We start from the raw sequence: 11697 nt of genomic DNA on the forward strand, positions 1-11697 counted from the left end.
AAACGCTTGCACAGGAAGAAGGGGTAAAAAATAATTTACCCTTTTTTTATTTTTTTAGTTGACGAACGATTAAAGTTAGTTTATCTTTTAATCATACCAAGACGGAACAACTTAAACGGACAGAAGGTACATAGCATGTTAAACAAAGTTAACTCTAAGGCTCAACTTAAAACAGCAATCGAGCAACTAGGCTTTGACTTCGTATCAGCTATCTATTACCCACATTGCCGTAACACGATGTTTAAGTGTTGGGACTTGAAAGTAGCTTACCAAGGTACAGAGTACTACCTAGAAGCTAACACAGTTCAAGAACTTCTAGACGAAGTTAAAGCACAACTACTTTAAGGAGGTTAAATCCAAGCCTATACCCATTTTCTGGTACTGTTAACTCACATTGGCAGTACAGCGTTGAGAAAGAGGCACCCAAAGGGCTGATTCCCCGATGGGCTAGGGCACCATGGTTTTGAAAGTTGGCACACCAATAAGCCCAACCGAGCTGGTTACCGTAAAGAACCTACCCACGGCTGTGGTAGGGGTAACCGCCCTAGTGAGAAACGATTAGGTAAGGTAACGCTTGCGGGCGCAGAACAAATTAGAGGATATACCCGAACCCACGTAAGACCAGAGGCGGTGGTAGGGGGAAGAAAGGCAGCTATTTAGTTGCCTTTTTTTCGTTTTTTAGTTGACGAACGACTAAAGTTAGGCGATACTCTTATTACACCAAGAGACAAACCACCCAGTACAAAGGAAATGACCATGAACGCACACACTCTACTAACTAACGCTGACTTTCTAGTAATCGCTACGTCAGACGCTCTAATGCTAATCAGCAAAGACACAGGTATTAGCGTAGAGGCACTTGTAGCGCAGTACCCAAGTAATGAAGCCCTACAGGCGCGTGTACAGGACATGGTTAAATACGCTGCGGAAGTGGTAGCCGAGGAACTACGCCCAGTAGTAGAAGCAAACGAGGACGTAACATACGAAGGCCACGACGAAGACGGCCTAGCTACTTTCGGTAACGTATACTTTTAATAGACAGGACGAGGGGTAATCACTATGCAAGTTTCATACTACTTTAACGAATGGTTGCAAACAAAGTACGGGTCATCTTACGAGGTGAACGACGGTGAATACGGGTCATTCGCTTATGTTAATGGGGTGCGAGTGTGGTCAAAGCAGCACGGTGGCTCTATTAACTTAGCGGACAACGCTCGCGCACGTGAGCTACACGCTAACTGGATTATGGAGACTGGGGCTTAGACCCCATCCCTAGCCATAACCACTAGTAAGGGGACACGCAATGGATATGCAAACTATGTACCTAGTACTGTCAGAGCTTCGCAAGTGCCAAGAAGCGGCGACAAAAAAGGCCTACGTACCACATAGCGCTAATGGCGCGTCACGTGCCGTACAGGCTATCCTAGCGGCTAGAACAGTACAGCCAGCAGACGGGGCGGATTTAGTAAGGTTCGCTAACCGCATCCTACCAGACGCATTAGACGTCCAAGAGTTGCAGGACTTCCTACGCGACGTACACCACATCACCACCCAGATACCGACAGCACAGGACGCTGACTAATGAACAAGCAGCAGCTAGCAAGGCAAGCCAAGGACATGGGCGTAGATGTGGTGTCCGTGACATACACTAACTACCCGAGCCGACGCGGTGGTAACTACCAAGTGTGGGGGTACCATGCCGTAGTGCGCCATGAGGGTAGCTCCTACTCAGTCCTAGGCCAAACCCTAGAAGAACTTTTAGACAAATTCGATAAGGATATAGTAAATGGCTATAACCTATAAGCAGCAGCACAGGGTACAACCTCGATACAGTGCGTTTATTAAGGCGCATGGTAAGGGGCACCCGATGTGGCAGTACATGGCCTTTATAGACGAAATGAAGCGCCTATACTTTGGAGTGAGTAGCACCTTATACCATCACATCCAAGACCATGACGACTTTACTAAGTTCGTTTGCGATAATGCACACCGATACACATTGAGGGACTAACTATGTTTGAGACACTTATGAATAATATTGATTTGGTAATCTGGTTTGTAGCCGCGTTAGTGGTAGGGGCGTTCGCATGGTATGATTGCCGAGGCACACTATCGAAGCCAGACTATCTAGATGAGCACGGGTGTGACTCATGCTGCCCTAACTGCGAAATGTGGGAAAGTGATGGTAACGTGATTAACACGGAGCCACTAGAAGATGGTACAGACCAACGTACGTGCACTAACTGTAACCACACATGGCTAGCTATCTTTACACCAGCGGGCTTTATCCCATTGGACGACTGTAAAAAGACCGAGCATAAGCTAGACGGTAAAAAGGAGTAGACCATGCACATAGCACATGAGAAGACATTTAAGCTACCGGACGGGTCACGTCTACGAGTGCGCGTAGCCCTTATAGGGTTCTATTCGTCCAAGCCCGATTGGAGCTATGACGTACAACAGTGTGCCAAAGGTAAACGCAAGTTTGAGGACGTAGTAGACCAGAACGCGTGGAGCTTTCGTAACATGACCATGGACGAGCGTAAAGCCTACCGAGCTAGGAAATATGTGGAGGTGGCAGGAGCACCGCGCATCAAAGAGGTTCTAGGGGAAGCGCACGACATGCTAAGACCTAGGCTATTTTTCTAGTTACCACAGTGCAAGCGATTGCAAAAAGGAGGACTGTATGGCAGACTCACCGAAAGTTAAGAAGCTTAAAGCGGACATTCGAGCAGTAAAGCGAGATATTGCGAGGTTGCGTAAAGACTTGCTAGGCGAGTGTGACGACCTTAAAACAGATATGGGTATCAGCGTGGACAACCTAATGCTTAATACCTGTGACTATTTGCAGAATAAGTACGACAAGGAGTTTAGCGAGATAATTTCGCTATTTGCTAAGGACTTCCGAAAGTACATTACAGAGTTTAAGAAGCTACGTGGTAAACTATTAAAGCTAGAAGGCCAGTTAACAGACGAGACGGGTAAAAAGAAAAAATAATTTAAAAAATAGTTTGACGAACCAGCAAAGTTAGTTTAACTTTATAGTACACCAAGGCAATAGCAACAAGCCAAGAACAAGCCCTAGGAGGGGGTGGGGACACAAGGGTGACTGTGACATATTCATAGCCCCGTCCGCAGAACCCCACCGCCCACCTAGGCACCTATTATGGGTAGTGAGACATAGGGGAGGAGACAACGGCTAGGTATTAAGCCCTACGCCAAGTATCGACCTGTCTTAACGCGAAGCCGACGGCTACCCACCAATTAGTGCCCTTAGCTCAGTGGTAGAGCAGTCGGCTCATAACCGATTGGTCGAGAGTTCGAAACTCTCAGGGCGCACCACGTCCGGTTAGCTCAGTAGGATAGAGCGACGGCTTCCTAAGCCGTAGGTCATGGGTTCAAATCCCATACCGGACGCCACATTCCCCCACGTAGTACGAATGGAGCGTAATATGTCAAAAGACCTACCATACTCATTTACCCGCAAGCGCGAGAAGACCAGCCGCATTAGAACTAAGCTAGTAAAACCAGTTATTGCCAGATACGCCCACAACGGTATGGACGGTCTAGTATGGGGCTGGGCAATGTGGGATACATGGTACTTACGCCGCTTCCGATTCCCACCGACTAAATGGGCAGCACGCTTGGAGGACTTACGATGACCAAGTTAAGAACAGTAGCGCTCTACTGCGATAATACGTGCTGCTATAACTACGTTAACCTAAACCGAGCGCTAGATAGTGATGAGGTTATGCACGTCATTCAAGTATTAGGGTGGCGACGAATCCGAGTAGATGTACCGAATAAAATGAGCACGGTGCCGGAGGCGCATTGGAATATCACCTTGTGCCCAGACTGCGCCAAAGCATGGGAGAAGAATCATGAACAAGCAGACGGTTAAGAGTATCGGGGCTGCGGTAGCTATGGCGGCAGTTCAAGACGAGAGCCGAGACGTACTATTTGAAACTGGTATCGGGATACTGAAAGATTGGTTAGAGATAGACGTCAAGAAGCGTGCCGAGATTATATACAAAGCGCGAGAATCGCTCGACCTAATAGCAGACCTACTAGATAAAGCCGAGGAAGACCTAGCCATAGAACAGGGGGTAACCAATGGCGAATCATAAAGACTACTGGTGGGGATTCAGTTACGGAACCCTACTGGGCGGCGTTATCGGTGCCCTAGTATTAGCCTACATTATTTTGTAGGCTTTTTTATTATTTCTATTTGACGAACGCACAAAGTTAGAGTAGATTTAGATTAAACCAACCAGTAACCACCACTTAGCGAGAAGGAATCGCCATATGAACACCAAAGAACTACGTATCGTCCTGTTAAATCGTACCCGTGACTTATTAGCTAAAGAGTCGGAGATTAGACAGGCAGCATGTGAGGCTATACCCAACCATTCCATAGCTGATATTGACGGGCTAGGTAGTTTCGACTTGCTATCAGGCTGGTGCAGTTACCTACTCAGCTTCAAGACCCACGAAGAACTCTACGCAGCTAAAATGGAACTACATGACCGCCACGGTGCTTTAGGTTGGGCTAATACATTCCCAGTTAAGTACGGGGAAAACACAGAGAGCGTTAACGGGGACATGTATTTTTCTGCCAACGCTAAGGAAATGTGGGGCGAGGGCAAGTACGCTGACCAACGATGGGAGCAGTTAGCCCGACTAGAAGCACACCTAAGCAAAATCACGGAGGCCTAGGCCATGGAACTGCAAACACTATTTAACATGACTATTCAACACCTAGTACGCCAGAACGAGGCCAGCATGTTTAGAGGCCTGTGCTCATACAGGGGCGATAATGCTACAAAGTGTGCTGTAGGCTACTTTATCGCGGACTCGGAATACTCAGTAGACCTAGAGTCTAAACCAGCTCATAGCAAGCACGTACTAGACGCTATCGAGTGTACAGTAGGGAGCCTAGACGAAGACGCTAAATTATTACTAGGCTCTTTACAAGCAGTACATGATGTAGAGTACGAGATAGCCCTATCTGGGGTAGACGCTGAAAAGCTACATGAAGCGGTGCACGGTATTGCTAGACGTTACGGTTTGATTGTACCGCGAGTATTTGAGACCTTTATGGAGGGTATGGCACATGGACAGTAAGCAAGTTTACTACGTGTTCAAGAACGCACGCACAGACCAGTACGTTAAGGTCTACAGCATGGCTAACGAGCGCGGGCGCAACCACCTAACTATCGATTGCTGCGACAAGCCTAGCGAAGCTTTACAACTAAAGGCGGTACCTTACGAGCCGAACCACGTACGACTAGCTGAACTATTAACCAGCTTGTCAGACGACATTTACCAAGCGAAACAGTACTACAAGGAGTAGGGCTATGACTAAAACTTATGACTCGGACTTTATGGACAATTTCACCACTATTGATAGCCTAGAAGAATCCCCAGTAGGGTGCGAGCTATTAGTGTGGGATGGGTGTGACTTCCGTATCACTAACGTGGACATTGACGTAGAAACAGGGGGCAATTACGACACTAACTACCCTAACGTCGCGTTACCGTTCATTGCCTACTACGTGCTACCGTCGCAAGACGATGCCGTGGATTATTTAGGGTCTGGTGAAGACTAAGGAGCGGCTATGGGTAAATATTTACTATTGCTAGTAGCACTAGCCGTAGCTTATATGTGGGGTATGCAAGATGCACAGGCCGAAGAACTAACACTCACGGAACCAGTGCCACAGCTAGACTACGAAATGAAGCGACAGGACAAGAAGTACGCGATACACTGCGAGCGCTACGGGGCTATCTTGTATACCGACCATTACGAAGAAAAAGGCGACTACCTTGCAATAGCCATGCCAGTTACCATGCGGGGTAAGCTACAGGCTAGAATTATTATTGCTTACAAGCCTACGTGTACCATCATGGTTTTCTAGTGCAAGCGTTTGCAAAACTGGGCGGATTATTTCGCCCTTTTTTATTGAAATGGGTTGACGAACTAGCAAAGTTAGACGATAATTTATTCAAGCCAAGGGGCTGACCTCAAACAAACCGGAAGGAAACCGAGCCATGTACGACTACAAATACATCAACCAAGCTAACCCATTTGCTTATGTTCTATTTACTCTTGACGGTGACTTTACTTGCGTAGAGTGCGACCCAACAGAAGCCGAGCTAGCAGACATGGCTAATATCGTGGACGTAGAAGGCTGGACAATGGAGAGCTTATAAATGACCTTAGACCAACGGGTACGGGCTGCACTGTATATAACACAAACGGTGCAGAACGTACTACGTACTCACGGCGAGAGCCAGTGGGTGCAGGACAATGTACAGGACGCCGAGACCGAACTAGCAGACCTAGTGGGTATTGAGGCGGTGGACGAGGAGACTAGGACTAAACTAGAGTGGTGTACTTACAATCTTAGAAACGCCGTTAGCCACTCTACGGAAGCACTAGCAAAAGAAAGTATTAGCTTATGTATCCTATCCGTGCAGGAGATAAGCAGGGAAATTAACGGAGGCAAGAACGATGAACAATAAGCCAGCAAAGATGGACGAGCTAGACGCATTAGGTATCGCCCACGACCGTAGTATTTTAGCCTACCGAGCAGAGCGTCATATACTGACCGTAGTAACTCGCCTACTGCGCCAAGAGACGCAGATTAGAAACGACCCTATGCGAGTGTTACCTACTATGTTAAACATTGAGCCACAGGGCATTAAGGGCTTAATAGCGTCTAAGTCAGCGACATGCGGTGTTTGCTACGTTATAGACAAGTCAAACACTAACCCAAACCTAATATTTTGGGACGTAACTCTAGATGCCTATAGTGAAATGTACGCAGACTTAATGGCAGAACTATACCCAAATTGCGAGACCTCGGTATTACACCCAGTGCCAAGTGGTGACCGTAAAACCTCGGGACGTGATGCCTACTATCTACACCGTGGCAAGGATAAACGAGAGTTTAGGGCTAATTATATGTGGGGTTGGTCACTATATGCCCAAAGACGCTGGGACTACATTAAGTGGTTACAGATGAAACTTAAAAAAGCGGTACTATTCGGGGTATCCGAGCACGGCTGCAACGGGGTTCTTTAATATGGCGTCACATAAAAGATTGTCAACCGGACTACTAGTATCAAATGGCGGCTATGTTGGCATGTGTGGAATTAAGTTACCTAAAATGGTGGTGGTTACGGGGATACTACCGCCGGACGGTGAGCACGGGCGCGGGATTGCCTACGTATCAGCCCATACTATGCTAGCGCTCGGGTTCTCTGTAGGGGAAGATGACGACGACTACGGATTTTTCTACACTGACAGTAAGACCCAGAGTGCCGAGATAAAGTTATGCTACCCAGAATCATATTACGGGAGGTACCAGCATGGGGAATAAAGAACACACACCAAGTGAATACGACGTGATAACCATTACGTGCGACCGTTGTAAGAAGCCACAAACAGTCAAAGTTACCAGTGCAAACCAAAGCCAAGAAGATGATTCACGCGACCTAGTAGCCGCTGGCTGGCGAGTAACTGCGGATTTCAGTAACCCGCACGTGTATGCGGACGTGTGCCCAGCATGCTGCAAAGCATTGGAAGCAGCACTAGTTAAACCAGAGAAGCAGCTAGACATGTTCGATAATGACCAGCCTTGGCTAGGGGACTAATTATGAAACGCAAAGTAACCAAGAAAGTAACACCAGTTAAAAAGCGCATGAACACCTACGCGCTAATGGCCTTGCTAGAACTAATCCAAAAGAAGCGCGACATACTAGAGAAGCACCTAGACTATGAGTTGTTCTACGACCACGGTAACAGTACTAACTCGGAAGGGCACAACCTAGGCGACGCTTTACCAGATGCCCTAGCGATAGTACGGGGTAACCACGGCAAGCACCCATGTGGTACTAGCATGTGTCTAGCTGGCTTTAGTGCCATGGAAGGGTCAGGGTTACTAGACCCAAGCAACAGTAAGGGGTGGATGGACTACACAGCCCGCGTATTCTGGCTAGACCCAAATGCAGACATTTACTACGGCAGTAATGAGGTGGTATGGGATTTCCTTTTTGGTACCGATTGGGAACCCGACGTAGATTTTACAATTAAACGCATTGAGTTTGTAATAGCGTATGACACATACCCACAGGGGTTTAACCCAGAACTAAACCCAGAGTGTTACATAGAGCTATATGACGCCTATAAAAATGGGGCTGACTTAATGCCGAGAAAGTGCTAACCTTAAAGCGCAAAATACAAACAACAATAACGAATCCCCTTAACTGGGGATTTCGTCGTTTATAGGAACGGTTAACATGATTAACGTAATGAGCAATAAAATTGTGCAGGACTTGGAGTACGGTCTGCGCAAAATAGAAAATCCTAGCTTTAGGATGTTCGTACGTGCAGCGTTAGGAGAGTACAAGTTAACGGGCAACTTAAAAGACTTAAAACAATGCGCCCAGTTTAAAAGGTTCCCAGTGGACATACACACTTTCCTAACCTCAAAAGAATACATGGACGCAGGGGCGGAGTTGTACGACGAGGTACTAAACCAAATCATACGCATGTGCACGGGCGGGTACCAGACGCTAGTACTAACTGGTGGTATCGGTTCGGCAAAGACAACTAGTGCACTGTACATACAGGCTTACCAAACATATTTAATCAGTTGTCTAAAGTGTCCACAGGCCACATACAACCTAGATAAGTCCTCAGAGATACAGATAGTATTTATCAATAAAACGGTAGAGCTAGCCAAGAAAGTATCTTACGACCGCTTACGGGCAATGATAGAGAGGTCGCCGTACTTCCAAAAATATTTTATGTTTGACCAAAACCTTAAAAATAAAATGGTGTTCCCGCATCGTTTAGAACTGGTACCAGTAGGGGGTGGTAGCCATGCGTCAATCGGTCAGAACGTGGTTGGCGGGATTCTTGATGAGGTTAACTACATGGCTCGCGTCAAGGACTCTAAGAAAATTATCGGTGGTGATTCTGGCGAGTATGACCAAGCCCGCGCTATTTACGAGGCTATTACTCGTCGTATCAAGTCTCGTTTTAGTACTGGGCATTACGCTGGGATTTTATGTATCGTTTCGTCTCGTTGTTATGATGGGCAGCTCACGGACGAAATTGAGGAAATGGCTAAGCGAGATAGTAGTATTGGGGTGTATGATTTTAGAGTGTGGGAGGTCAAACCTAAAGGCTCTTTTGGACAGGAATATTTCGCGGTATTCACAGGTAATGAACTGCACCAACCTAAGTTACTCACGGATACAGAACTACTTAATCCTCCAAAGTATCTGCTTACGAAAGAGGGCATACTACGAGCGTCAGAAATAATCTATGTACCGCAGGATTTTAAAAATGATTTCGAGCGAGACATAAACAACTCATTGCGTGAAATAGCGGGTGTTAACTCACGAGGCTCTACACCATTCATTCTACGTACTGACTTAGTACGCGAAGCAATGGAACGTGACTGTGGTTTCCAAGTTAACTCAGACGTTATTAACTTCGGGGATAAACGCCTAACAATTGATATGACCAAACTAGCAGCACCTAAAGATGTACCAAGGGCGGTGCATATTGACTTGTCATTAACAGGTGACGCGACAGGCCTAGCAATGAGTGTGGTAACTGGGTTTAGGCAGGTTAAGCGACCGGATGGGGACTTAGTAATGTTGCCTAACGTAGTAACCGAGCTGGCAGTACGGGTAGAGAAACCGACGGGCGGGGAGATAGACTACGCAGCGATTGAAGCAATGGTATTCAAGCTAAAGGCGCGTGGTATAAATATCAAGTTCATAACCGCCGATACATACCAGTCTACCTCAACCTTGCAGCGTTTCTACAAGGCTGGGTTTATAGTGGGTGCAGTATCAACGGTGACCACACCACGGGTACCTATGTTCTTTAAAGAGCTTATCTATGACGGATGCTGGACTATACCGAACAACCAAGAGCTATTTGAGGAGATAAAAGGCCTAGAACGAGACCCAGAGACCGGAAAAATAGACCACTCGCAGGTATCTAAAAACGATATTTTCGACGCTGTGTCACCGTCTGGTTATGTGGTATCATCACGTAGGGAAGTGTGGCGTTATTACGGGGTAGACCCTAAACAAGGTGGCACACTTATTGCTGGCGCTATGTCTCATCGTATGGGGCACGGCGCTAAGCAGGAAATAAACGCGGCATAAACCGAAAGGGGTAACTTATGGCTGTACCTATAGACTTAGCCGAGTACTTAGCAAGGCTAGCAGTCCTAGAAGGGCGATTAAAAGCCAAGATAGGCAGCGACCAAGGCGAGATATTTACGGAAGTAAAAGACCTAATGGAATATACCCGCCAGAACACCGGAGCACTAGCTGTACCGTCAACGGATATTTTCCATGGCGGTTTTGTGGACTACAACGATTTAGCGACGGCTACAACGCCACTAAACGTACTAGCAAGCACAGAGACAGTGTTACCTAATGACGCTGGCGGTGCCTTTACTAACACAGGGTATTTACCGCAAGGTATGACAGGAGTGTGGGACAATATCAATGACCAATTCGACTGGCAAGAGCTAAAGCTAGGTGATATGGTCGATATTCGTTTTGATATAGTTGTAACCACCACCCAACCAAACCAAGAGGTTAACGCATTTTTGCGTATGGCTATCGGGTCGGGTAGTGAGTATGACATACCATTCCTAACTGGTGCCAACTATAAGACGGCTAAGGCGCACCCTGTAAACCGATTTAATGGTATTTACATGGGTGACAGCAACACACTAGACAATCCAGCTCAGTTTATTATTGAGTCTGACGCACCGTGTTCAGTGGTTGTTAACGGTTGGTACTGTAAGATAATCCGACGTGGCGCTATCGTGTAGGTGGTTAGTATGGCAGTACCAAGCAACCTAACAGAGTACCTAAACCGTGTAGCAGCTATTAAAGAGCGCCTACACGGTCGCAGAGGTAGCGATAGTGGTGAGATAGAGCAGGAGCTTTTAGAGCTTATGCGATATGGGGGTGTTGAATACGGGGGCAAAGACTCACTAGCTGGTATCAGTTTGCCGACTGGTTTAACAGAGCTAGAGAGGACAATAACCCTAGTGGCAACAGCAGACCCACTAGTAGCCATTACGCCCGTGCACGTGACTATAGCCGACGTACCAGACCAGTTTAAGGGGGACAGTCTAACGGCTAACGGAGACGGAACCATAACAGTTAACAGGGATGTACTGGCACTTGCGGTTACGTCAATGTGTACGGCTAGGTTTGCGTCTAACTCTAACGTAGTCCTAGGGGTGGGTATAGGTGACCCAGCTAACATGCCAAGTATGGCAGGGACGTCTACAGCGGTGCTACCAGACGGTACATATCTGTCTAGGTTCTACGATAATACTAGGGGTCAAGGGAATACCAGACAGGTTACCTTTCAGACACCGTACTACCCAGTTAGTAAGACAGGTGTTATAGGTGCCAAGGAGGGGGACAAAGTTTTCCCAGTACTATGGACGCAAGAAAACGCAAACACTAGCGTAATAGTTGACGAGCTTATATTTACTGTAGAGACGTACCCATTACCATGATTGTCTAAACACTGGCTAGGTATTATACTTGAGGGGGTCATTAGACCCCTTTTCTTATATCCAGCGTGCAAGCGCTTGCAACCGGAGGACACCACTATTAAACGTATGCCAATAGATGCGA

15 protein-coding genes and 2 tRNA genes are annotated in these 11697 nt (G+C 46.9%); all 17 read left to right on the plus strand.

The genetic code is table 11. From position 1 onward, the window contains the following. The first annotated feature begins 135 nt into the window (after positions 1–135). The 17 genes from ACRXC1_RS00470 (at position 136) to ACRXC1_RS00550 (ending at position 11576) form a co-directional block, all read left to right on the plus strand. Entirely contained in the window at positions 136–345 is a 210-nt protein-coding gene (locus ACRXC1_RS00470) for a hypothetical protein (RefSeq protein WP_433655678.1), read from the plus strand. A 411-nt stretch (positions 346–756) separates the two neighbouring features. After that, the gene (locus ACRXC1_RS00475) at positions 757–1035 is read left to right on the plus strand and encodes a hypothetical protein (protein ID WP_433655680.1); all 279 of its coding nucleotides are present in this window, start codon (positions 757–759) and stop codon (positions 1033–1035) included. A 24-nt stretch (positions 1036–1059) separates the two neighbouring features. Next, positions 1060–1263: a hypothetical protein gene (locus ACRXC1_RS00480; protein WP_433655682.1), complete on the plus strand. Its 204-nt coding sequence runs from the start codon at positions 1060–1062 to the stop codon at positions 1261–1263. 750 nt (positions 1264–2013) lie between these two features. Further along, positions 2014–2343 carry a hypothetical protein gene (locus ACRXC1_RS00485; protein WP_433655684.1) on the plus strand — a complete coding sequence of 110 codons (330 nt, stop codon included), beginning with the start codon at positions 2014–2016 and terminating at the stop codon, positions 2341–2343. 343 nt (positions 2344–2686) lie between these two features. Next, positions 2687–2998: a hypothetical protein gene (locus ACRXC1_RS00490; RefSeq protein ID WP_433655686.1), complete on the plus strand. Its 312-nt coding sequence runs from the start codon at positions 2687–2689 to the stop codon at positions 2996–2998. 269 nt (positions 2999–3267) lie between these two features. After that, positions 3268–3342: transfer RNA gene (locus ACRXC1_RS00495), tRNA-Ile, on the plus strand. 1 nt (position 3343) lies between these two features. Beyond that, positions 3344–3420, plus strand: a tRNA-Arg gene (locus ACRXC1_RS00500). 461 nt (positions 3421–3881) lie between these two features. Beyond that, positions 3882–4127: a hypothetical protein gene (locus ACRXC1_RS00505; RefSeq protein ID WP_433655688.1), complete on the plus strand. Its 246-nt coding sequence runs from the start codon at positions 3882–3884 to the stop codon at positions 4125–4127. Between the two features lie 178 nt (positions 4128–4305). Continuing rightward, a complete protein-coding gene (locus tag ACRXC1_RS00510; RefSeq protein WP_433655690.1) occupies positions 4306–4716 on the plus strand; it encodes a hypothetical protein in 411 nt (136 codons plus the stop codon). A 3-nt stretch (positions 4717–4719) separates the two neighbouring features. Next, entirely contained in the window at positions 4720–5124 is a 405-nt protein-coding gene (locus ACRXC1_RS00515) for a hypothetical protein (protein WP_433655692.1), read from the plus strand. 233 nt (positions 5125–5357) lie between these two features. Further along, the gene (locus ACRXC1_RS00520) at positions 5358–5609 is read left to right on the plus strand and encodes a hypothetical protein (RefSeq protein WP_433655694.1); all 252 of its coding nucleotides are present in this window, start codon (positions 5358–5360) and stop codon (positions 5607–5609) included. A gap of 9 nt (positions 5610–5618) precedes the next feature. Next, positions 5619–5918 (plus strand): hypothetical protein, encoded by a 300-nt coding sequence (locus ACRXC1_RS00525; RefSeq protein WP_433655696.1) that lies wholly within the window; start codon positions 5619–5621, stop codon positions 5916–5918. A 133-nt stretch (positions 5919–6051) separates the two neighbouring features. Beyond that, positions 6052–6213, plus strand: a complete 162-nt coding sequence (locus ACRXC1_RS00530) for a hypothetical protein (RefSeq protein WP_433655698.1) — start codon at positions 6052–6054, stop codon at positions 6211–6213. 1448 nt (positions 6214–7661) lie between these two features. Next, positions 7662–8228: a hypothetical protein gene (locus ACRXC1_RS00535; RefSeq protein WP_433655700.1), complete on the plus strand. Its 567-nt coding sequence runs from the start codon at positions 7662–7664 to the stop codon at positions 8226–8228. An 88-nt stretch (positions 8229–8316) separates the two neighbouring features. Beyond that, positions 8317–10194 (plus strand): hypothetical protein, encoded by a 1878-nt coding sequence (locus tag ACRXC1_RS00540; RefSeq protein WP_433655702.1) that lies wholly within the window; start codon positions 8317–8319, stop codon positions 10192–10194. Positions 10195–10211: 17 nt separating this feature from the next. Continuing rightward, positions 10212–10874, plus strand: coding sequence for a hypothetical protein (locus tag ACRXC1_RS00545; RefSeq protein WP_433655704.1), 663 nt, complete (start codon positions 10212–10214; stop codon positions 10872–10874). A gap of 9 nt (positions 10875–10883) precedes the next feature. Then, positions 10884–11576, plus strand: a complete 693-nt coding sequence (locus tag ACRXC1_RS00550) for a hypothetical protein (protein WP_433655706.1) — start codon at positions 10884–10886, stop codon at positions 11574–11576. The last annotated feature ends 121 nt before the right edge of the window (positions 11577–11697 follow it).

Origin of the sequence: Halobacteriovorax sp. GFR8, assembly GCF_050955245.1 — a bacterium.
In the GTDB taxonomy this organism is placed as follows: domain Bacteria; phylum Bdellovibrionota; class Bacteriovoracia; order Bacteriovoracales; family Bacteriovoracaceae; genus Halobacteriovorax_A.